The following is a 22,852-nucleotide window of genomic DNA, read 5'->3' as shown; positions in this document are numbered from 1 at the left end:
ACCGTGGACCGGCGGGGAACGCCCGCCACATGGAGGGTGGCAACCGCTTCCGATCGGGTAACTACCCGGCGCTGAGATCTCAAAGAAGATCTAAGATCTGAGCCTCCTCGAGGCTCATTCCTCGCCCAGAACCACTTCCACCGTATGGGCCCCGCCGTCGTGCCGAACGGCGATCAGGGCACTGCCGCCGTCGACTTCGCCGGCGACCCCGTCGACGGTGACCGCAATCACTCTCGCGGCACATCCGGCGGGGTTGCGAACGGCGATCTCGTATCGCGTCGCACCGTCGGCAAGTCGGTAGTTGACGCGATACTCGGGCCAATCGTCCGGCACGCAAGGCTCGATCCGCAAGGAATCACCGCCCTCGCACCGGATGCCGAGGACGTCCTCGATGCCAATACGGTACATCCACCCGGCCGACCCCGTGTACCAGGTCCAGCCGCCGCGGCCGAGGTGCGGCGGCACGCCGTAGATGTCGGCTGCCACAACATACGGCTCTACCTGATAGACGGCGACCGCGGCAGCACTGCGCCCGTGCCACACGGGACCGAGCATCTCCAGCAGAGCGGCCGCGCGCTGCCGGCGGCCGAGTCGCGCGCTTGCCTGAACCACCCACATCGCGCCGTGGGTGTACTGACCCCCGTTCTCGCGAATTCCGGGCACGTATCCTTTGATGTAACCGGGATCGTGGGTGTCGCGGTCAAACGGCGGCGCCAGCAAGCGCACGATTCCGGCTTCCGGCACCAACAACTCCCGCTCCACTGCATCGAGGGCGCGCACCGCCCAGTCACGTGCCGCCGCGCCCGAGATCGCTGCCCAGGCCTGGGCTATGACGTCGATACGGCACTCGAGGTTACTCGCCGAGCCCAACGGAGTGCCGTCGTCGTAGTAAGCGCGTCGATACCACTCACCGTCCCAGGCGTTGTCGAGAGCCTGCCGCAATTCGTCCCGGTAGGCTCGATAGCGGGCGGCGCGCCGGTCATCGCCGCGCCGTTCGCACAGCGGCACGAACAGATCGAGAACGCAGAACAAGAAAAATCCCAACCACACGCTTTCTCCACGGCCCTCGCGTCCGACCCGGTTCATGCCGTCGTTCCAGTCACCCGTACCCATCAGAGGCAATCCGTGTACGCCTGCGGTCAGTGACCGATCGATCGCACGGCAGCAATGCCCGTACACATCGTCCGTTTCCGCCGCGATCTCCGGCTGCAAGTAAGCCTCGTCCTCACCCGGCGACAACGCTCGCGCGCTGACAAACCCTGCCACCCCATCGAAGACATCCCAGTCGCCGCTGACGCCGGCATACGTGCAGGCAACAAACGGTAACCAGAGGAGATCGTCCGAAAACCTCGTACGGGTGCCGCGACCGGTCGGCGGATGCCACCAGTGCAGCACGTCACCTTCGGGAAACTGATGCGCCGCGTGCAAGAGAATCTGGGCGCGCGTGAGATCGGGACGGGCATGCACCAGCGCCAGGGCGTCCTGTAGCTGATCGCGGAAGCCGTACGCGCCTCCGGACTGGTAGAGCGCGGAACGACCCCACACCCGGCAACTCAAGACCTGGTACAACAACCACCCATTGAAGAGAACGTCGAGACCGGCCACCGGCGTTCGTACCTGGACAGCGCCGAGCACGTCGCTCCACCGGGCGCGCGCGCTTGCAATCGCCGCTGCGGTCGCCCCTCGACGGCGATATTTCGCCACGAGCGCGGCGGCAGCGGCCTCGTCGGTCGCTTCGCCGAGCAACACGCTGCACTCCCAGGTGGCACCGGGAGGGATTTCGGCCCCCACCTGCACGGCGGCACACGGATCGAGTCCGGCGCCGATCCGCCCATCGAGGTCCCCGCCGCCGCAAACAACCGCCGGCTCGCTTTCGTCGCCGTTACGCCCGAGGAAAGCGCCGCGATCGCCAGTAACGAGAACATCTCCCGCCCCAGCCTCCGTAACCGCCGCAACGAAGACGACCGCGTCCGCGAATTCCTCGTTGAGGCCGTTTCGAGCGAGGATCATGCCGGTCGCCGCATCGTGGGTCGTGACCACCGACCGTCGTGTCTGCGCCGGCAGCACCCCCAGCACCAGCCGACTGTAAGCAAACAGCGATAGACGTCGCGGCCCCGGCGTGGCGTTGGTCAGTTGCACGCGGAGCACCCGCAGCGCATCCTCGGCCGCAACACTCAGGGTAACCACCTGGCTGAGCCCGTTACTGACGTGCCTCCAGGTCGAGTACCCGAAACCGTGCCGGACCTCGTAAGGCGCCGCCGCGGGCCGTGGCCCCGGTAACGGCGACCATACCGCGCCGCTTTCCTCGTCACGCACGAAAAGCGCCTCCCCGTGCGGGTCGCCGATCGGATCGTTGGCCCACGGCGTCAGACGGTTCTCGCGGCTGTTGCGGCTCCAGGTGCAGGAGGCGCCCCGTTCGCTGACCAGCACACCGAAGCCGGGATTCGAAATTACGTTGCTCCACGGCATCGGCGGCAGCCGCAGCTCCCCCCCTTCGTCGGGCTGCAAGCGGATGACATACTCGCTTCCGTCCGGGCTGAACCCACCCCAGCCGTTATCCAGGAGGAGGTCGGGGCCGTCCGCTTCGCCGGCGCGCTCGCTCTCCCCCTCCCCTTTCGTTCGCCCCGAGGCGCGGCCAGCGCGGCGCGCCGGCGGATTCGAGGGCGCAACCGGCGGTTTGCCGGCTCCTCGCCCCATGACGTTACTGCCTGCCGCGGACAGCGGGTCCGGACGCCCGCCACCGACAACCAGATGGGCCGCCGCACGCAAGACGCCGAGATCCTGCGCGGGCATTTCGGTCCGCTGCCGTACGATGAGGTTTGGCGAAGGCCCAGAAACGGGTGCCGCCGCCGTTGCCAGTTGGCCGGCAGCATCCTTTAGAGCACCGTCTCTGCACACGATCACGCCGCGAACCGGCAGCCCCCGAGCCCGCCAGTACGCTTCCGAAGTTACCAAACTGCCGACCGCCGTCAGGTCGCCGGCGCCCTCCACCTCCGCCAGCACGATCAGATCGCCGTCGCCGATGGCGTACTTCCAGAGGTCCGATAGGCCACCACGGGCGGCGGCTATGTCGTCGGGCGGCGGACGTAACGCCGGATCGCCATAAAGCATGCGGACGGCGAGGTCCTGCAGCCGCGCGGCGCGTTCGTCGTCCAGGCCGAGGCGGTCGCGCAAGGCGCACTCGTGGCCCCCGACACACGCCAGCACCGCCGCCTGCCTTGCGGAGTTCGCGTAGCGTTCCGCCCAGCCGATCATTTGATCACGGTCCCGTCCCAACCCGAAGACGGCGCACACCTCGGCGCTCGCTCCCGGCGCCAATCCGACCACTCGCCGCAGGCTCAGCACGGGATCGAGAACGCTGCCGGTTGTGCCGCTGAGCGGCTCGGCCCGCGCGAGAGCGCGCGGCCGCGCCCGCGTATGCCCCCGGCCGAGGAATTCGGAGCGCGCGGTTTCCCACTCGGGCGGGCCGTCACCGTACAGGGCGTGCATCGCCCAGGGCACGGGTTCCTCGTGACTCCGCGGGCGCCGCCGCGCGAGTAGAACTCCGGCGGCCGCATAGTATTCCGTCTGCACAAAGAGCCGCGAGAACGCCGGGTGACTGGCGTACGCCGCGGGTTGGTGCAGAACCAGCTCGGCGTAGGTCGTGACTTCGATCGTACGCTCACGCTCCGATGTGTTGGTGAGGCGCAACCGCCGCACCTCGACGTCGATCACCGGCGAGACGCACACCTCCAGTTGCGAGACGATGCCGCGGTCAGCCCGCGTGACTCGAACCTTGCCGGACTCGAATGTCTCTTCGTATCGCTCGGGTGTCGCCCTGGTCGGCTGATAGGTTGCCGACCAGATCGTGCCGTCGTCGCGGTCGCGGAGATAGATGCAGACCCCGGCCACATCGCTCGTCCGGTCCCCCTCCCATGCCGTCAAAGCGATATCGCCGGCACGCGAGAAGCCGCCGCCGGCAGCGCTCAGCAATACCGTGTAGTGCCCGTTGGACAGGACGCGCCCGTGTGGAACGGGGTCGAACAAGCGGTCGATGGAACGGTCGGTCTGCGGTCGATCGGTCATGTCGATTCCCTGGAGCAAGGGCCCGTTGGTTAACGAGCGCGCTTCCTCGACGCACGGCTAACCGGGTGGCCCCGGCGTCGGTTGTCCGACGGATTCCTCGCCCGGCGCCTGTGTTCGAGTATCCCATTGTTGCCCGGTTGAGAAGTGGTCCGCGGCGCCGGGCCGGCACCGTCGGTCGCGCTGGTTTGACCACCGCGCGGCCGCTCTGTACAGTCCGCGACCGGCGGCCGACGGAGAGCCATGGAATTCGTTCTGGTAACGCTCGATCTGTACCGGCGGGTATTCACTCGCGCCGCGGAGCTGGCGGGCCGTAACTGGGCCGTGCTCGGCAGCGTCTTCGTTTACGCAATCGTATCTTTGGTGGCCACCGACCTCGCGGCGTTCATGGGGCCGTTGGCGGGCATCTTCAGCATGCTCGTGTGGGCCGCCTGCGCCAGCTCGTTTCTCTATCTCGTCGAGATGATTGTCCGTACCTCGCGTGCCAATTTCGACGATTTCCGCAGGAGCTTCGGGGCATACCTATGGGACGTCGTCGGCGTCGCCTTCATTCTGTGGCTGTTCTTCCGACTGGCCGCGCCGGCGATCCTGCAAATGCCGCAGGGACTGCTGATCCTCGTGTGCGTCCAGTTGATGCTTTTTGTCTTGCTCAACGCGGTCCCGGAGCTGATCTATCTCGGCCACCACTCGTCGCTCGGCCTGCTCAAGGAAAGCTACGCGTTCATTGCGACCAACTGGGTGGAATGGTTTCCGGCGAACTTCGCCGCCGCCGCCCTGTTGCTGATCGTTGCAGCGGTTTTTCCCGCGGCCGGCCCGCTGGCGTACGCCAAGGCCGCCGTCCTCGGACTGCTCGTTTACTTCGTCATGGTGATGCGCGGCTTGTTGTTCATCGAGCTTTGCGACTCGACCTACCGCAGCCGCCGGTTCAAGTATCGCGCCGGCGGCTGAGCGATACCTGGGCTCCGCCGCCGGGGTGACCAGACGGCGGTCCCCCGGAACGCGGACCGAGGAGAAGCAGACGAACTCCCCGGTCCGTGTTCGGGGTCAGCTGTCCGGCATCGTCTTGAATCTCAAACCATCCGCTCGAAAGCGCGCGGTTGTTGCGCCAACTGTTGCAGCGCCGAGACCGACACCGAGCCGGCGGTATCGAGAAACCATTCCATCGGACGACCGGTGTGCCGCGCGATGCGGAACAGGACCTCCGTCGAAGGCACACGTCCGTTCAGATAGTTGTAGAGTGCCGACAGGCTCACGCCGATGTCGTAAGCGAACGCCTTCGGTTCGTCCGCAACGACCTCGCGCAGTCTCAACGCCACTTGATGAGCATCGATCCGTTCCATGTGCCTTCCTCCTCTCCGGGTGTTTCGATCTCCATTGCGTCGTCCGGGGCCCCCGTTGCCCCGAGATTCCGCCTCCGCGTCATGCGGACGACAAAAAACGAAAGGGCCACCGAGCTTTCGCCCGGTGGCCCTTTCGTTTGTGCGACGTTTGGTGCTGTTTCCTACGCCATTCGCCTCGTCAACTGGCCACCGGGCATCCCTCGCGGGTTCGTCTTGGCAATTGCCGTCGCCGCTACGGCAACGGTGGCGGCAATTGCCGCACCGATGCCACGTACAGCTACGCAGGCCGCGGACGCCGATCGCCAACGCCACGTCATCGCCAAGTTGCCGTCGCTATGAAGCCAGTGGTCTCGCATGATTGGTTCTGCGCCGATAAGTTAGCCAAACCCTATCCGATGCTCCGTTCAACACGCAAGTACGATCTTTTCACGTTCGTGGAGTGAGCGTTCCGGGGGACTGTGCTAGGGAACCGCCGATGGCAGATACGGACGCGCGGATCCGGGTGGGTGTGATATTCGGAGGGCGTTCGGGGGAGCACGAGATCTCTCTGCGCTCGGCGCGCTCGGTGGTCGAGGCGATCGATCCGGCACGCTTCGTGGTCACGCTGATCGGCATCGATCGCGACGGCGGCTGGCACGTGCTCGACGGCGAGCGGTTCCGGGCCCTCACCGCCCAGGCTCTGCCGGCGCTCGATTCGGGAGGTCCGGAGGTGGTGTTGCCGCCCGCCCCGACCACCGGTCGCTTACTCGATCCGCAACGTCCGCACGTCGCCCTCGATCGACTCGATGTCGTCTTCCCCGTCCTGCACGGGACCTACGGCGAGGACGGCACGGTGCAGGGGCTCCTCGAGCTCGCGGACCTGCCCTATGTCGGTGCCGGCGTGCTCGGATCGGCGGTGGGTATGGACAAGGACGTGCAGAAGCGCCTGCTGCAAGCCGCCGGTCTACCCGTTGTGCCGTTCCGGACCGTAACGCGCGCGGCGTGGGACGCGAACCGTGACGCCGCGCGCGCGCTGGTCGCCGAGCTTGACTGGCCCGTATTCGTCAAGCCGGCGAACCTCGGCTCGTCGGTCGGCATCACGAAAGTGAAGGCACCCGCCGAGCTTAACGCGGCGGTGGCCGAAGCGTTCGCCTTCGACAACAAGGTCGTTATCGAGAAGAGCGTCGACGCGCGAGAAATAGAGGTGGCGGTGCTCGGCAACGACGACCCGGCCGCCTCGATCCCGGGCGAAATCCGGCCGCACGCGGAGTTCTACTCGTACGAGGCCAAGTACATCGACGAGAACGGCGCCGCTCTGCTGATACCGGCCCCGCTCGACCCGGCGCAGACCGACGCCGCCCGCGCAATGGCGGTGCAGGTTTTCCGGGTTCTCGAGTGCAGCGGTATGGCGCGCGTCGATCTCTTTCTCGAGCGCGGCACGGAACGCTTCTTCGTCAACGAGATCAACACCGTCCCCGGGTTCACCTCGATCAGCATGTACCCCAAGCTCTGGGAGGCGACCGGATTGCCGTATCGCGACCTGATCACCCGCTTGCTTGACCTCGCGCTCGAACGGCACGCCCAACGGGCCCGCCTGCGGACACGCTACCGGCCGGAGTAGTGGACACGTCGCAACGTGCCCACCTATCCCATGAAGAACTTCGCCGAACGGTCGGCGAGCGCGATCAGCGGTGCCCAGTAGATGCCCAGGACGATTGCGGCTACCGACAGACCCCAGAGCAGGAGCCCGTTGTGAATGCCGACGCGCACCCGCGCTTCGTCGCCGACGGGAAAGTCGAGAAACATCGTGCGCACGACGCGGGCGTAGTAGTACAGCGACACGACGCTGTTCAGCACCCCGACGACGGCGAGCAGGTAGAGCTGCTGCTGCACGACGGCGGCGAACAGATAGAACTTCCCGATGAATCCAACCAGCGGCGGGAGTCCGGTAAGCGAGAACAGGAACAAAGTCATGGCCACCGCCGGCACCGCCCCGCCACGCCAGGCGAGGCCACGGTAGCCCTCGATGTCCTCGCTCCCCGTCGCGTTGGCCACGATCATAACGACGAGAAACGCTCCCAGGTTCATGATGTAGTACGCCGCCATGTAGAACAGGACCGCGCGGATGCCGTCGTTGCTCAACACCACGAAGCCCATCAGCATGTAGCCGGCGTGCGCGATGCTCGAGTACGCCAGCAACCGCTTGAGGTTACGCTGCGACAGCGCCGCGAGATTCCCGAGGGTCATCGTCACCATCGACAGCACCAGCCCGAGCCGCGGCCAGTCGACGCCGCTGACGTAGGCCCACGTCCCGTCGGCGGCGAGACTCGACAATCCCGGGTAGAAGAACCGGAGCAGTAACGCAAAGCCCGCCGCCTTGGAGGCCACCGACAGAAACGCGGCAATCGGAATCGGTGCGCCGGTGTAAACGTCCGGCACCCACATGTGGAACGGCACCGCCGCGACCTTGTAACCGAGACCGGTCAGCGTCAGCAGCAACGCCACGAACAGCGTCAACCGGTCGTGCTGGCCGTTGAGGACCGAGACGCTTATGCGAATGAAGTCCATCGTTCCCGTGAGCCCGTAGATCCAGCTCATCCCGTAAATCATCATCCCCGAGGCGACACCGCCGTAGATCAAATACTTCAACGCGGCTTCGCCGCCGCGCCGGTCGTGGCGCCGGAACCCGGTGAGCACGTAAGACGTCAGACTGACCAGCTCCAGGGCGAGATACGCCATCAGGAGATTGGCGGCCGCCGCCATCAGGTACATGCCGAGCGTGGCCGCGACCAGCAACGCGTAGTACTCGCCCTGACTCACGCCCTCCACCTCCCGCGACCCGAGCGACATCCACAGAGCCGCGATGGCCGCGAGCGCAAACAACAACTTGAAGAAGACCGCAAACGGGTCGTGCACGATCATCTGGCTGAACAACCAACCCGACGGACCACCGGCGTTGGCCGCAACCAGAAGCGCGGAGACGGCCACCCCCACGAGCGCCAGGTCCCCCAACCAGTGCTTTCGCGTCACTGCAAGGTCGGCCACGAGGACGACGATTGCCGTGGCCACGAGCGTCAGCTCGGGCAGGACGTGCGGCAGACTGTCGACGTTGCTCAGGTTCATCCCGGCGCCTTGCAAGAGGACGCTAGAGGTAAGGCTGCACCATCTGATTGATGCTGTGCAAAGAAGCCCGCATCAGATCGAGCATCGCCTGCGGATAGACGCCGAGAACGACGACGATCGCCGCAAGCGGCGCCAGCGTGAACAGCTCCCGCCCGTTGATCTCGGGCAGCCCGGCATACTTCTCGTTGCGGGCCCCGAGAAACATCCGCTGCATGGTCCACAACAGGTAACCCGCCGTCAGGACCACGGCGCTGGCGCCGATCGCCGTCAACACGGGATACTTCTGCCAGGCACCGAGGAGCACCAGCACCTCCGAGACGAACGCCGACAGACCGGGCAGGCCAAGGGCGGCGAAGAACGCCAGCGCCGTCACGCCGGTGTACACCGGCATTACCGCCGCGAGACCGCCGAACCCGTCGATCTCGCGGTGGTGCGCGCGGTCGTAGATTACCCCGACGAGAAGGAACAGCATTGCCGTCACCGTCCCGTGGTTGAACATCTGCAAGACCGCGCCGTCGATGCCGATCGCCGTAAAAGACGCCATCCCCAGCATGACGTAACCCATGTGGCTGATGCTCGAATACGCAACCAGCTTCTTCAGGTCCGTCTGCGCCATCGCGCACAACGCCCCATATACGATGTTGAAGGCCCCGAGCGCACCGAGAAAGTAGAACGCCAGGTCGGCGGTCGCCTCCGGCAGGATCCCGTAATTGATGCGCAGGATGCCGTAGGCTCCCATCTTCAGCAGGATTCCCGCCAGAATCACCGAGATCGCCGTCGGCGCCTCGACGTGAGCGTCGGGCAGCCACGTGTGGAAGGGAAAGGCGGGAATCTTGATCGCGAAGCCGATGAAAAGCGCGACCCAGAGCGCCACCTGGAGGCCGTACGCATAGGTGCCGTGCGCCGCCATCAGCTTGGTCATGTCGAAGGTGTGCGGCGTCTGACTGAAATACAGCGCCAGCATAACGATCAGCATCAGCACGCTGCCGAGCAAAGTGTAAAGGAAGAACTTGATCGCGGCGTATTCCCGCCGCGGACCGCCCCAGATGCCGATGAGGAAGTACATCGGCAACAGCATCACTTCCCAGAAGATGTAGAAGAGGAAGAAGTCGAGGGCGACGAACACGCCCATCATCGCCGCGTCGAGCAAGAGGAACAGCGCGAAGTAACCCTTCACGCCCTTTTCGATTCCCCAGGAAGCGAAAATGCAAAGGAACGAGAGCAGTGCCGTCAGCAGCACCATCGCAATGCTCAACCCGTCGACGCCGAGGAAGTATTCGATGTTGTAGCTGGGTATCCACTTGTAGTGTTCGACGAACTGAAAGCCCGGATCGGCGCGATCGAAGTTGACGAACAACCACACGCCGAGCAGCAGCGGCGGGACGGTCGCCGCCGCCGCCGTCCACTTGATCGGCGCGTGGGCCCGCGACGGCAGGCACAGAATCGCAGCCATTCCGGCTACCGGCGTGAAGATCATCCAACTCAGGAGATGGTCCATGGTTCGATCCCTCGGCTCATAGCAGGCGTACGACCATCACGACGACGACGCCGATCACGATAACGTACAGATATGCGTTGATGCTCCCGGTCTGAAGTTGACGGAATCGAGTGCCGGCGGCCAGGGTCACGTCGGCCAGACGGTTGACGAGCCCGTCGACGACGTAGTTGTCGAACAAACCGTTGATCCACGACACCAGCCGCGTTACCCGCGCCGAACCGTCGACGATCCCGTCGATGACGTGGCGGTCGATTGCCGCACACAGGCGCGCCAACAAGAGCGTCCCGCTGACGAAGACGGCACCGTAGAGTTCGTCGACCCAGTACTTGTTCCGGAGAACCCGGTACGGGACGCCGCCGGCGATCGCAGCGAGGCGCCGCGGCACGTCCGAGCCCCCCAGGTACAGTGCCCGCGCGAAGAGGATGCCGGCCACGGCGACGCCCACGGACGCCGCCATCAGCAACAACTCGAGTGTGTGGTGCTCCACCGTGTGCTCCACCGCGCCGTGCGGAGCGGCGAACACGGGAGCCAACCACGCCCCGAGCAAGTGCGCCCCGCCGAGTGCGCCCGGCACACCCACCCAACCGCCAACGACGGCGAGCGCCGCCAGAATCGCCAGCGGCACCGTCATGATCGGTGGCGACTCGTGCAGGTGCGCGCGGGTGCCCTCGTCGGCGCGGCTCTCGCCATGGAAAGTCAGGAAGACGAGGCGGAACATGTAGAACGCCGTCAGCCCCGCACCGATCAATCCGAGAGCCCAGATCGCCGCGCTGCCCCGCTCTCCCCCAAAGTGGCTCCAGAGGATCTCGTCCTTCGAGAAGAATCCCGAGAACGGAAAGACGCCGGCGATGGCAATCGCCGAGATCAGAAACGTCCAGTACGTGCGCGGCAGCCGTTGCCTGAGGCCGCCCATCTTCTCGATGTCCTGCTCGCCGCCCACGGCGTGAATGACACTGCCGGCGCCGAGGAAGAGGCACGCCTTGAAAAAGGCATGCGTGATCAGATGAAAGATGCCGGCGGTGTACGCGCCGGCGCCCATGCCCATGAACATGTACCCGAGCTGACTGACGGTCGAGTACGCGAGCACCTTCTTGATGTCCGTTTGCACCAGCGCGATCGACGCCGCGAACAACGCCGTGACGGTGCCCGTCCAGGCAACCACACTGAGCGTCAGCGGCGCGAGATCGAAAAGAAAGGACAGACGGCCGATCATGTAGACGCCGGCGGTAACCATCGTGGCCGCGTGGATGAGAGCGCTCACGGGGGTCGGTCCGGCCATGGCGTCGGGCAGCCAGACGTAAAGGGGGATCTGCGCCGACTTGCCCGTCGCACCGACGAACAGCAGCAGCGTGATAACCGTGGCCACCCCGATGCCGGCGAACAGGCGGCCCTCCAGCACGCCGATGTGGGCCGCCAACTCGCGGAAGCTCAGGGTGGGATGCCCCGCCTCGGCCATGCTCCAGAACAACAACAACGTTCCGAGCAGAAAGCCGAAATCCCCGATCCGATTGACGATAAACGCCTTGCTGCCGGCGCTCGCCTTCTCCCAGTCCTCGTACCAGAAGCCGATGAGCGCGTACGAACAGAGACCGACCCCTTCCCAGCCGATGAACATCAGGAGTACGTTCTCTGCCGTGACCAGCGTCAACATCGCAAACATGAAGAGATTGAGGAACGCGAAGTAACGCCAGTACGCCCGATCGTCGTGCATGTAGCCGATCGAGTAAATGTGAATCAGACCGCCGACGCCGGTTACGATCAGCAGCATAACGACCGTCAACGGATCGGCCGCGAAGGCGAGATCGGCGCGTAACGGGCCCACTTCCAACCAGGTCCAGAGGTGGTCGACGAAGTACCGCTCCCCGACCGGGCGTCCGGCCATTGCGGCAAACACCCACATCGAAAGGAGGAACGCGGCCCCCACGGGTGCGCACGCCAGCCACGAGATCGCGCGCCTGCCGTAGCGGCGCTGGATCGAGGCGCCGCACAGCCCGTTGACCACCGCACCCGCCAGCGGTAGCAGCACGATCCAACGCAGCAGGTTCATTGGGAGGCCCGTGAACGCCCGATGGACGTCAGACCCACAACCCCCTCGCCCACGCCCGCACGCCCCCGGCTACCCACGCAGCGTCTCCGCGGCATCCACGTCGATCGTGTGGAAGGTCTGGTAGATCCCGAGGACAATTGCCAGGCCGATAGTCGCCTCGGCGGCAGCGAGCATGATGACGAAGATGGCGAATACCTGCCCGTCGTACGGTGCGGAGCCGAAGCGGGCGAAGGCGAGGTAGTTGATATTGGCAGCGTTCAGGATCAGCTCGACCCCCATGAGAATGCCAATGGCGTTGCGGCGGGTCAGCACGCAAAAGAGGCCGAGCAGAAACACCAGCAGACTGACGAACAGATAATGGGTCAGCCCGACCGCCGGCATCAGCGCAGTTCCTTTCGCGATAGCACCACGGCGCCGACGAGTGCGGCGAGCAGAACGACCGACGCAATCTCGAACGGCAGCACGTACTCGCCGAGCAGGCTGTTGCCGATGCCCGCCGTCGTCGGCGTGGCCGCCGGCAGTTCGGCAAGCTGGTGCCACTTCGCCGCCAGAATGGCGCGGCCCATGACCAGGCCGGCGACGGTGAGAATCGCCAGCGCCGGAATGCGCCCGACGGCGCGGTTCGAAATGCGCACATCGGCGATGCGGTGCGTGAGCATGACGGCGAACAGCGTCAGCACGAGGATGCCGCCGACGTAGATCAACACCTGAATGACGGCGACGAAGTCGGCGGCGAGCAAGACGTACAATCCGGCGGCACCGAGCAGCGTGCCCATCAACGAGAACGCCGAGTAGACGATGTTGCGCGAGAAAGCGACGCCGGCGGCCGAGATCGCCGTAGCGGCGGCGAGTAGATAGAAAACGGCGTCGGCAAGCCCCGCGTCGCTCATGCCTTTTTCGACCCCACCGGCTTCTTGGTTTCCGGGGCGGCGAACTCCTCGACGTAACGCAGTCCGCGCTCGAGCAACGCTTCGACGCGCGGGTCGCCGGCGGCCCCTTTCTTCGGCTTGTATGCCTCGACCGGCTCCCTAATGAAACGGCGCACGAGACTGGCGAGCGAGTAATCCGCGCCCTCGAATTCCGGCGTGTGGTGAATCGCTCCAGTCGGGCACGGTTCGCTGCACAGGCCGCAGTACATGCACTTCGCCATGTCGATGTCGAAGCGCGTCATCGCCATCTCCCTGGTTTCCTGGTCCTTGGTGACGTCGATGACGATGCAGTCGATCGGGCAGGCGCGTTCGCACGCGAGGCATCCCGTGCAAATCTCAATATCGACGTCGAGAATGCCGCGATAACGAAAAGGCAGGGTGTCCTGCACCCTCAAAGGAATGCGGTCGGGATACTGAACGGTGCTCGGTCGCCGTACGAAATGGGAGAAGGTAACCGCCATGCCTTCGAATACGGTTACGCACGCGTCCTTGATGTTGCCGATGTAGGACATGCGACATTACTCCTCAGCGCGGGCTTCGCCCGCAACCCATTGCGGAATGCGGATTGCGGAACTCATGAATCCCTCGTCCGCAATCCGCAATCCGCATTCCGAAATTCTTCGCACCATGCGACGAACTCGCGAACTAGTAACTCAGGCGAACGGGCTCAGGTAGATGTCGCCCCGCTCGCGCACCCGCGCGCGCCGCAGATGAAAGACGACGCGCTGCGCGAACAGCAGAACGAGTGCGGCGCCGAGCGCAGTCATGCCGTACCGCACGGCCCGGCTTCCGGCCGGCAGCAGAGCCACCCAGGCCGCCGCCCCGATCAGGTTCACGAACGCAATCGGCACGAGGTATTTCCAGCAAACCACCATTAACTGGTCGACGCGTACTCGCGGCAGAGTCGCCCGCACCCACATGGCCACCAGCACCCAGAAGTACGACTTCACGAAGAAGGTTACGAACTGCAGGATCGCCTCCGGTACGGGCCGGTCCGCGATCGGCGGAACTTGCCAACCGCCCAGGAAGAGCGTCGTGACGAGGGCGCCGATCACGTACAGGTTGCCCCACTCGGCGAAAAAGAACATCAGGTAGCGCACGCTCGAGTACTCGGTCACGTAACCCGCAACCAGTTCCGTGTCCGCTTCGGGCAGGTCGAACGGCGTGCGGTTACCCTCCGCAAGCGCAGCGACGAAGAAGATAAAGAAAGCGATGAAGGTGAACGGGTTGTCGAACAGGAACCAATCGGTCGGCGCCCAGCCCTGTCGCGAGATCACGCCTTGCAGGCTCAAGGTACCGGTGAGTAACACGATCGGCATGATCGAAAGTCCGGCGGGGATCTCGTAGCTGACGATCTGCGCCGCGGCGCGGATGCCTCCCATGAGCGACCACTTGTTATTCGACGCCCAGCCGGCCATCAGCACGCCGACGACCACCAGCGACGTGACCGCGGTAACGTAGACGAGGCCGACGTTCATGTCGGCAATCACCAGAGTGCCGCCGAAAGGTATGACGACGAACGTGCACAGGAACCCGACCATGACCAGATAGGGTGCGATCCTGAACAGCCGCGGATCGGCAGCGGCGGGAATGAGGTCCTCCTTCATCAGAAGCTTCACCCCGTCCGCCAACCATTGCAGGATCCCCTGGGGCCCCACGCGATTGGGGCCAACCCGGCTTTGAATGCGCGCCCAGACTCGCCGTTCGATATAGGTCGTGACGCCCGCTACCAGCAGCACGAACACCATCGCCACGAGCAGGGCGAAGACGATCATTCCGCCGAGGTACACGACGTCGCGCGGAATGCCGGCGAAGTACCCGTCGGCGATCAATCTGTCGAGAAACGCCTGCATGGCCGGGACGCCGCACTATGAATGAAGCATCGCAAATGTCCACCGCCCCCGGCGCGGGCTCTTTACGGCCAACGGTCGGCCCGCCCCGGTCCGGTTGCCGCTAGCGGTCCACCTCCGGAGCGACAATGTCGAGGCTGGAGATGAGGGCGACCAGGTCGGCGAGCATGAGGCCGCGGGACAGGCGATCGACGATCCCCATGGCCGCGAACGAGCCGGTGCGGATGTGCGTGCGGTACGGAAACTCGCTGCCGTCGCTCACACAGTACCAGCCCATGTCGCCGCGGGCACTTTCCACGCGGACGTACGCGTCGCCCGCCGGGGGCTTGAGCTTGCGCGGCACCCGCGCGATCACCGGGCCGGGCGGTATCTTCGCGAGGCACTGGCGCACGATCCGGCAGCTCTCCCGCATCTCGCGCATGCGGACGATGTAACGGTCGAAGCAGTCGCCGACGGTGCCGACTTCGCCGCGCCCGACGGGCACATCGAATTCCAACTCCGGGTAGATCGAGTAAGGAACGTCGCGGCGCACGTCGTACTTGAGCCCGGTGGCTCGCAGGTTGGGGCCGACCAGATTGTAGGCGATCGCAAGGTCGCGCGACGCCGGCGCGACGTTGGCCAGGCGCTCGACGTAGATCTTGTTGACCGTTACCAGGTCGTCGAGTTCGTCGATGCACGGTTCGAAGTAGTCGAGGAACTCGAGGGTGCGCTCGGCAAACCCGGGCGGCAGGTCCCATGCGACGCCGCCGATGCGCATGTAGTTGTACGTCAACCGCGCGCCGCACATTTCTTCGAGCAAGTCGTTGATCTTCTCGCGCTCGCGGAACGCGTGGAAGAACGGGGTGATGGCCCCGATGTCGAGAATCATCGTGGCGACCGACAGCAGGTGACTGGAAATGCGGTTCAGTTCGGCGGCAATGACACGGCAGTATTCGCCGCGCACCGGAACGGCGATTCCGGCAAGCTGCTCGCAAACCATGGCCCAGCCCTGATTGCAGAACATGGCCGCGACGTAGTCGACCCGGTCGGTGTACGGCATGAAGCCGTGGTAGCCGACCTTCTCGGAGATCTTTTCGATCGAGCGGTGCAGGTAGCCGACGTCGGGTATCGCCTCGCGCATCACTTCGCCGTCGGCTTTGATCACGAAGCGCAGCACCCCGTGCGTGCTCGGGTGCTGGGGACCCATGTTGAGGGTCATTTCCTCGGTTTCGAGGCCTTCTGCGCCCTGGCGTTGCACTTCGACTTCGTATCCCGCGAGGCTCATGACGGTTCCTCTCGGTCGACCGGGCTTACCGCAGCAGGCTTTCGCGCCGGGTGCTGATGCCGTGGTACGACTCGGGCTCGACGAAGTCCTTGCGCAACGGGTGCCCCACCCAATCCTCGGGCATCAGGAGACGGCGCAGGTCCGGATGGCCCGCGAAAGTCACGCCGATCAGGTCGTAGATCTCCCGTTCGAGCCAGTCGGCGGCCGGCCACACGCCGACGACACTGGGCAATTCGGGGGCGTCCCGCGGCACGTCCACCTTCACCACGATCGCGTGCCGATGAACGTACGAGTACAGGTGGTAGACCACCTGAAGGAGACCCTCGGAAGCGTAGTCTACGCCCGTTTGATTCGACAGGCAGTCGAACCCGAGTTCCGGTTCGTCGCGCAGGAAACGGCAGACGTCGACGATGGCGCCGGGGTTGACGGCGATCCACGGTTGTTTCGCCGTCGTCCGACACTCGCCGGCGGCAGCGCCGAGGCGCGCCTGCAAAAGGCCGTGAATGGCAGCCGCGTCCATGACCGGCCCGTCCTCACACGGCCGCGGTGGTCGGGTGGCGGACCAGCCACTTCTCCTGCATGATTTTCTCTTGCAGCTTGAGGATACCCTCGGTGAGGGCTTCCGGGCGCGGCGGGCAGCCGGGGACGTAGACGTCGACGGGGATGACCTTATCGACGCCGTCGCAGACGGAGTACGCGAGTTGGAAGAGACCGCCGCAGTTGGCGCAGCTGCCCATGGAGATCACGTAGCGCGGCTCGGGCATCTGCTCGTAAAGCAGCTTGGTGCGCAGGGCCATCTTCAGCGTGAGCGTGCCGGCGACGATCATCAGGTCGGATTGCCGCGGCGCCGCCCGCGGCGCGGCACCGAAGCGATCGACATCGGCGCGCGGCCCCTGGGTCTGCATCATCTCGATTGCGCAGCACGCGAGGCCGAACAGCATCCACCAGAGCGAGGACTTGCGGGTCCAGTTGAGGATGTCGTCGGCCCGGGTGGTCAACACCATTTCGGGCAATGAATTGACGAGGGACATGGCCAGCCCTTTCGGCGCTAGGCCGCTTCGCGGTTACCCGTCGCTCCGGCCGGCTGCGTCTCTGCCGGGATCTTCTTGATCCACGCGAGGTCGCCCTTCGCCCAGACGTAGGCCAGTCCGACGAAGAGAATACCCAGGAACAGGGCAATTTCGAGGAAGGCGAAAGCGCCCATGCCGTTCAGCACCCAGTCGCGATAGACGGCGGCGACCGGATACAGGAAGGCGACCTCCACGTCGAAGATCACGAAGATCAAAGCGACGAGATAGAAGCGGATGTTGAAGTTCATCCAGGCAGTGCCGGTCGGCGGCTCCCCGCACTCGTAGGTGGTCAGCTTGAGGGGTTCGGGGTTGTGCGGCCGTACGAGGCGGCCGAGGAGCAGCATGACGGTGACGAAGGCAACCGCCAGGGACGCGAACACGAGGACGTTGGCGAAGTGGAACTGCATGATCCGAACGACCTTGGTTAGCAGCTAACACACACCCGGAGGGTCCGTCAATTTGGCCCCCCGACGGGGCCCGCCGGAGAGCATGGCGAGCCGGCGCCAGAGGTCGGCGCATTCGCCGACCGTAACGGTCACCCCGATCGCCGGGCGAGAATCGCCTCGTCCGGCGCTTCGCCGAGCAGCGGCCCGTCGCCCCGGAAACCGGCTCGCCGCGCCCGGCGTCGCCCGCTCGCGCCAACCCGCGAATTCCCTTACAGCGGTCCGTGAAACTGATAGAGCCACGCCGCGGTGTGCAACAAAGACACCGTAATCCACGCCAACGCCAGACGACGAAACCCTTGCGGGGGCATGACCTGCTGTGCGGTGTAAACGGCGAGATAAGAGAGCACCAGCGGCGTACAGGCGAAGATGTCCCAATCCGAGAAATAGCCGAAGACGGGAAACCAGGTCAGCGACAGGAACAACCAGCCCGCCGCCCCCAGAACGAGCCAGCGTCCGACACCGTCCTTGCGTCCGTGCCACAACGCTTCGGGCAGGCACAGCAGCGCCATTGGACTGAGCACCAGAAGACAGTTCAGCACATCGAGGAAATGCTCCGCGCTCCAGAAATCGTATCCGCAGTTGGTGATGCAGCGTGACTTGATCCACTGCACGGGTGCCGCGACATTTCCCAATACCGACCAGACGGGGGGCTGGCCGAAGTAGATGTACGCACCGAGCAGGATGAATGGCGCCAGGAAACACCCGATACCGAACGCCGGCCCGCGCCAACCGGGGCGACGCCACAGATACCAGGCGTGCGCGGGTAACCAGCATAGTGCCGAGCCGTGCATCAGGCTGGCGACGGAGAGTACCGTGCTCGAGGCAAGCATGGGTGCCAGGCGCCCCTCGCGCAGCGCCCGGGTGCCGAAGTAGATGTACCAGCACACGAGCGCCACCGACTTCGGCGTACCTTTCTCCGGGTAGCCGAAGAAGAGGACCATGTAACCGCCGGACACCACCATCGCGAAGATCAGCGGCCACTCCGCGCCGAGCAGGCGCGCCCACAAGAAGATCGCGGAGACCGCGATCGCGCCGCAGAGTACGGACTCCAGACCCACGGCGGTCGAGCTCGCCACCCCCGCCGCCGCGCCTGCCATCCGCACGAGCGTGGAAAACAGAGCACCGAGTGGCTCCGCGGTTTCGATCGCCAACGGCGGGATCGGATCCCGGTCGACGTGCGCGTAATCGCCGAGCCACGTCGAGACCATCAGGCTCCAGAACACACCTGCCGCAACCGCGCCCAGAGCCAGGGCCCAGAGCCAGGAACGCCGCACCGGAAGACGGCATGGTGGGCACAACGAGCCAAGGCAGTCGGCCACAGCCCCGGCGACAAACACGCCGATCGGCAACAGCCATACGTTTGTCGTCACCAGGCTGCGCACACCCCGCCACAGCCAGGCGTCGACGATAAACGGATGCCCCCCCATGCCCGGCGAGTATGCGGCCAGAACGGCAAAGGAAATCAGAATGGCGATCCGCAACCACGCCGAACGGTACACCGTGCTCTCTCAGCGCAGCGGGTTATGCAAGACACCCATGCGCGCACAGTACGTGCACAAGGTGCGCGCACTCTCAAGGTACCTGCCGGCCCCAATCCGGCGCCTTGCCGCTCCGCGGGCAAGACCGTAAGTCCCATGCAACCAGGAAGGAGGGTGCCATGCCGTCCGTGTCGAAGGGAAAACTGACGAGACACCCCACTTGCGCGCCCCGGATCAGGCGCCCCCTGACGCGACCTGCTGGGCACGCGATGTGGCGGGTGCGGAACGTACCGCGGCCGGCGCCCCTTACGTGCGCAATGCTTTCCCTCCCGGGGTCCTTTACAATGACCGACCAGTCAGTCATAAGGCGGTTATGCCTCGAATTGCGCCGGCCCTGCGTGATGCCCTCGGGGAGGCCCGCCGCGGCCAGATCGTCGATGCCGCGTTGCGGGTTTGGATGCGCAAGGGATTCCACGCCAGCCCGGTCGACGAGATCGCCCGCGAGGCCGGTCTCGCCAAGGGCACCCTCTATCTCTACTTCTCCACCAAGGAATCGATTCTCGAAGAGGTCATCGTCCGCCATTCCCTGCTCCCGGATATGGCCGACCTGACCGAGACGCTGCGCGAGACGCCTCCCGAACGGGCCATCCCGCTCATCGCCGAGCACCTGTACGCGCGGCTCCGCGATCGCGCGCCGCTCGTGGGTCTCGTCCTGCGCGAGTTCTCGCTCCGTCCCGAAGACGCCCGCGCCTTCGCCCAGCGCGTGATCCTGCCGGTGAACCGCATCTTCGCGGCTTACCTCGACGCCTTCGTCAAACGGGGTGTGCTCCGGCCCCTCGATACCTTCGTCGCCGCCCGTGCGCTGGTGGGCATGCTCGTGATCTTCGTTCTCAGCCAGCACGTCTTCGGCGGCGAGAAGATCCGGTCGATCTCTGACGAGACCATCGTCGACACCGTGCAGGAGATCTTCCTGCACGGCATGCTCGCCACGCCATCACGAGGCCCACGCCGATGAGACACCATCCGGCGTATCGCGCCATCCGAACCTTCCGTGTGGTCGCCCCGGCGCTGCTCCGCTACCGGCGGCTCGAAGCACGTCAGGCGCGCGGGCTCTCGGACACCGTCGCCTGGGAACGCGCTCACGACCGCTTCGCACGCGGAATCGCCGGGCTCGGAGACGATCTCGGCGGCGCCTTCGTCAAGCTCTGCCAGGTGGCGGGCGCGCGCGCTGACGTGCTGCCAGCGGCCTTCATCCGTGAACTCGGCCGCTTCCACGACCGCGTGCTGCCACGGCCCTGGAGTGCGCTTTCGGCAACCGTGGAACAGGAGCTCGGGCGGCCGGTCAACAAGGTCTTCGTCCGCGTCGACCCCCAACCGCTGGCCGCCGCCTCGCTTGCGCAGGTGCATCGTGCATGGCTCCACAGCGGCGAGTCAGTCGCTCTCAAGATCCAGTACCCCGAGGCCATGCGGCTCTATCACGCCGATCTTGCGCTCGTCCGTCGCGCGGTGGCCGCCGCGACGCGCCTCTTCGCGGACGTTCCGCTCGCCGGGCTGGTGGAGGAGGTCGCCCACTTCATCGGCCTCGAGCTTGACTTCGCCCGCGAGGCCGAGTCGACTGAACGCGTGCGCATGGCTTTCGACGGCGACGCAACTGTGCGCGTGCCCCGCCTGCATCGCGAGCTCTGCTCAGCCCGCCTTCTGGTCCTGGAGTTTCTCGAAGGGACGCCTATCCACGCCACGGAGCGGCTCGCCGCCGACGGCACCGACCTTTCGGCACTCGCCGACCGCATCGCGGACCTCTACCGCCGGATGCTCTTCGAGCACGGCTTTTTCCACGGCGATCCCCATCCCGGAAACCTGCTCGTGCTCCCCGATGGCAGCATCGGCCTGCTCGACTTCGGCCTTGCCAAGGAGTTGCCGCCGGGATTCGCCGAGAACGCCGCCGCGATGTTCGCGCGTGCCGTGCGTGGCGATCGAGCCGGCGCCGTTGAAGCCGCGCGAGGCCTCGGCTTCCGCTTCGAACGCGACGATCCCGACGCCTTCTCTCGCATGCTCGAAATCGCCCTCGGCGCCCGCCACGACTTCGGCGAGATGCGCAAGACGCTCTCCGAGACCGACTTCGAGCGCGTGCCACCGGACGTAGCTCTCGTCTTTCGCACGCTCATCCTGCTCAACGGCCTCTCCGAGCGCCTCGTACCCGGCGAGCGCCGCATCCCGAGCATGCTCGTCGCCGGCCTCGTCGCCAGCGCCAGCACCGGACGGCAACCCGAGTACGCCACGGCCTGAGCACGGCAGCTTCATCCCGAGGCCAACTGGATCGATCTTACCGGGAAGCACCCTTGCGGTAGCGACGCTCACAGCGTGTTCCACGGAATCGCCCGCACACGGTCGCCGAGCTGCGCTGCCCGCGGTGTGCGGCAAAGAAGCAATCCGCGGCAGGCGCGGTCCGGATACAGATCCGGAAACGCGTCGAGGTGGCGCGCGTCGGCCGGCCGCGGCCGCGCGGCTCCGCCAGGAACGTCGCGAACGACTTGTGAACGCGGTCGTTCGTGTTGATCGGCGGGGCGTGACCGAGCGCCTGCCACACGCGCTGCATCATCCAAAGGCCGGTGCCCGCCTGCTCGCACATGCCGATACGACGGATGGCCATCGCGATGGCGGGGTTGCGCACGTCCTTCTCGCCAGGGTCGAGCAGGAGCTTCTCTTCGGCGAAGCTGTCGCCCGGGTTCCAGAACTCGATGCCGTCGGTGAAGAACCCGATGACGGCCTTGCGCGAGTGGTCGCCGTAGTCCTGGTGGATCAGCAGGTTCATCGCGGCCTCGCGGAAGACGCGGAACCCCGCCGGCGCGTCCCGGCGCTCGAGCGTGGCCGGGTCGATGTCGCGGAACGTCTTGGGCATGAAGAAGAGGTACTTCGCGAGGAGCTGTTGCCAGGTCTCGATGATGTTCACCTCGCTCACGAGGCGATCGATCCAGCGCGTCTCATCGAAGTCCTCGGTGCTGGCGTAGCCGAGGAATCTCACGTCGAGGACCGGCTTCGGGATCGGGTTGCGCACCCCGCGCAGCGAGCCGAGCAAGGCCACCGCACCTCGCGGCGGGAGCAGCTTGCCGCTCTCCTTCACGAGGTAGCCCCACTCGTAGAGGAACTCGTGGTGCGGCTGTTCGACGTCGAAGCCGGGGTTCGTTGCGTGGAAGCGGTCGCGGTACCACTTGAGGCTCGCCGAGTGGAACACCTCGTCGAGGTCGACGCGCGTGAAGGGCTCGCCGTCCCAGCGATCCGCCGAGGCGTCGCGCAGCATGCGCTCGATCTCGTGCCGCTGGGCGCGGCAGTCGCCGCCGCCCCTGCACAGGAAGGTCCGGCGGATGTCGCCGTCGAGGTACACGGGCTTGCGGGTGCGCGGGTTCTCGGCGACCTGGAAAGCGAGGACCACCTTGCCTTCGTGCTCGTAGCGGTGCTCCGAGACGTCGACGTCGTGGCTGACCTTCTGCCCGGCGTGCAGCACCGAGAGGAAGTCGTTCTGCACCTTGTCGGGCTCGTCGACGCCGCTGACCTCGAAACGCTCGCCGTCCTGCGTGACACCGAGCACGATCCAGCCGCCGCGCGTGTTGGCGAAGGCCGAGACGGTCTCGAAGACCGACTTCGGCATCGCGCTTGCTGGCCTTGAACTCGGCGCCGGTCCACTCGCCCGAGCGTAGGAGATCGTCGAGGGAGGGCTTCGTCATGGGCTCCTCCATGCCTCGAAGGTGCGACGCGCGGCCAGGGCGTA

19 protein-coding genes are annotated in these 22,852 nt (G+C 65.6%); 4 read left to right on the top strand and 15 right to left on the bottom strand.

Features of this window, described 5'->3' with window-relative positions; translation table 11 throughout:
- Positions 1–114: 114 nt before the first annotated feature.
- On the bottom strand, positions 115–4,065 hold the full coding sequence (locus L6Q96_10370) for a glycosyl transferase (protein MCK6554968.1): 3,951 nt from the start codon (positions 4,063–4,065) through the stop codon (positions 115–117).
- 240 nt (positions 4,066–4,305) lie between these two features.
- On the opposite strand from L6Q96_10370, the gene L6Q96_10365 reads away from it, so the two are divergent.
- The gene (locus L6Q96_10365; GenBank protein MCK6554967.1) at positions 4,306–5,010 is read left to right on the top strand and encodes a hypothetical protein; all 705 of its coding nucleotides are present in this window, start codon (positions 4,306–4,308) and stop codon (positions 5,008–5,010) included.
- A gap of 122 nt (positions 5,011–5,132) precedes the next feature.
- On the opposite strand, the gene L6Q96_10360 is transcribed toward L6Q96_10365, so the two are convergent.
- Positions 5,133–5,402 (bottom strand): helix-turn-helix transcriptional regulator, encoded by a 270-nt coding sequence (locus L6Q96_10360; protein MCK6554966.1) that lies wholly within the window; start codon positions 5,400–5,402, stop codon positions 5,133–5,135.
- Between the two features lie 496 nt (positions 5,403–5,898).
- On the opposite strand from L6Q96_10360, the gene L6Q96_10355 reads away from it, so the two are divergent.
- Complete coding sequence (locus L6Q96_10355) at positions 5,899–7,002, top strand: D-alanine--D-alanine ligase (protein MCK6554965.1); 1,104 nt, start codon at positions 5,899–5,901, stop codon at positions 7,000–7,002.
- Positions 7,003–7,025: 23 nt separating this feature from the next.
- Here L6Q96_10355 and L6Q96_10350 read toward each other — a convergent pair whose 3' ends face one another.
- From L6Q96_10350 to L6Q96_10295, 12 genes are all read right to left on the bottom strand, one after another.
- Positions 7,026–8,504, bottom strand: a complete 1,479-nt coding sequence (locus L6Q96_10350; GenBank protein ID MCK6554964.1) for an NADH-quinone oxidoreductase subunit N — start codon at positions 8,502–8,504, stop codon at positions 7,026–7,028.
- A gap of 22 nt (positions 8,505–8,526) precedes the next feature.
- Positions 8,527–10,002, bottom strand: a complete 1,476-nt coding sequence (locus L6Q96_10345; protein MCK6554963.1) for an NADH-quinone oxidoreductase subunit M — start codon at positions 10,000–10,002, stop codon at positions 8,527–8,529.
- A 16-nt stretch (positions 10,003–10,018) separates the two neighbouring features.
- Positions 10,019–12,049, bottom strand: coding sequence for an NADH-quinone oxidoreductase subunit L (nuoL, locus tag L6Q96_10340; GenBank protein ID MCK6554962.1), 2,031 nt, complete (start codon positions 12,047–12,049; stop codon positions 10,019–10,021).
- Positions 12,050–12,118: 69 nt separating this feature from the next.
- On the bottom strand, positions 12,119–12,430 hold the full coding sequence (nuoK, locus tag L6Q96_10335; protein MCK6554961.1) for an NADH-quinone oxidoreductase subunit NuoK: 312 nt from the start codon (positions 12,428–12,430) through the stop codon (positions 12,119–12,121).
- Positions 12,430–12,939 (bottom strand): NADH-quinone oxidoreductase subunit J, encoded by a 510-nt coding sequence (locus L6Q96_10330; GenBank protein MCK6554960.1) that lies wholly within the window; start codon positions 12,937–12,939, stop codon positions 12,430–12,432. The genes nuoK and L6Q96_10330 overlap by 1 nt, the downstream gene beginning before the upstream one ends.
- On the bottom strand, positions 12,936–13,490 hold the full coding sequence (locus L6Q96_10325) for an NADH-quinone oxidoreductase subunit I (protein MCK6554959.1): 555 nt from the start codon (positions 13,488–13,490) through the stop codon (positions 12,936–12,938). Before L6Q96_10325 ends, L6Q96_10330 begins: the two co-directional genes overlap by 4 nt.
- A gap of 141 nt (positions 13,491–13,631) precedes the next feature.
- On the bottom strand, positions 13,632–14,831 hold the full coding sequence (nuoH, locus tag L6Q96_10320) for an NADH-quinone oxidoreductase subunit NuoH (GenBank protein ID MCK6554958.1): 1,200 nt from the start codon (positions 14,829–14,831) through the stop codon (positions 13,632–13,634).
- 100 nt (positions 14,832–14,931) lie between these two features.
- Entirely contained in the window at positions 14,932–16,092 is a 1,161-nt protein-coding gene (locus L6Q96_10315) for an NADH-quinone oxidoreductase subunit D (protein MCK6554957.1), read from the bottom strand.
- Between the two features lie 25 nt (positions 16,093–16,117).
- Positions 16,118–16,612: an NADH-quinone oxidoreductase subunit C gene (locus L6Q96_10310; GenBank protein MCK6554956.1), complete on the bottom strand. Its 495-nt coding sequence runs from the start codon at positions 16,610–16,612 to the stop codon at positions 16,118–16,120.
- Between the two features lie 13 nt (positions 16,613–16,625).
- Positions 16,626–17,096: an NADH-quinone oxidoreductase subunit B gene (locus L6Q96_10305; GenBank protein ID MCK6554955.1), complete on the bottom strand. Its 471-nt coding sequence runs from the start codon at positions 17,094–17,096 to the stop codon at positions 16,626–16,628.
- Positions 17,097–17,140: 44 nt separating this feature from the next.
- Positions 17,141–17,569 (bottom strand): NADH-quinone oxidoreductase subunit A, encoded by a 429-nt coding sequence (locus tag L6Q96_10300; GenBank protein ID MCK6554954.1) that lies wholly within the window; start codon positions 17,567–17,569, stop codon positions 17,141–17,143.
- Between the two features lie 248 nt (positions 17,570–17,817).
- A complete protein-coding gene (locus L6Q96_10295; protein ID MCK6554953.1) occupies positions 17,818–19,107 on the bottom strand; it encodes a hypothetical protein in 1,290 nt (429 codons plus the stop codon).
- A 352-nt stretch (positions 19,108–19,459) separates the two neighbouring features.
- On the opposite strand from L6Q96_10295, the gene L6Q96_10290 reads away from it, so the two are divergent.
- Both L6Q96_10290 and L6Q96_10285 read left to right on the top strand, forming a co-directional pair.
- On the top strand, positions 19,460–20,101 hold the full coding sequence (locus L6Q96_10290) for a TetR/AcrR family transcriptional regulator (protein ID MCK6554952.1): 642 nt from the start codon (positions 19,460–19,462) through the stop codon (positions 20,099–20,101).
- Positions 20,098–21,372 carry an AarF/ABC1/UbiB kinase family protein gene (locus L6Q96_10285; GenBank protein MCK6554951.1) on the top strand — a complete coding sequence of 425 codons (1,275 nt, stop codon included), beginning with the start codon at positions 20,098–20,100 and terminating at the stop codon, positions 21,370–21,372. Before L6Q96_10290 ends, L6Q96_10285 begins: the two co-directional genes overlap by 4 nt.
- 37 nt (positions 21,373–21,409) lie before the next feature.
- On the opposite strand, the gene L6Q96_10280 is transcribed toward L6Q96_10285, so the two are convergent.
- Positions 21,410–22,732, bottom strand: a complete 1,323-nt coding sequence (locus tag L6Q96_10280) for a putative DNA binding domain-containing protein (protein MCK6554950.1) — start codon at positions 22,730–22,732, stop codon at positions 21,410–21,412.
- Positions 22,733–22,852 lie beyond the last annotated feature (120 nt).

Source organism: Candidatus Binatia bacterium (genome assembly GCA_023150935.1).
GTDB lineage: Bacteria > Desulfobacterota > Binatia > HRBIN30 > HRBIN30 > JAKLJW01.
This window is presented reverse-complemented; position numbering and strand designations above follow the sequence as displayed.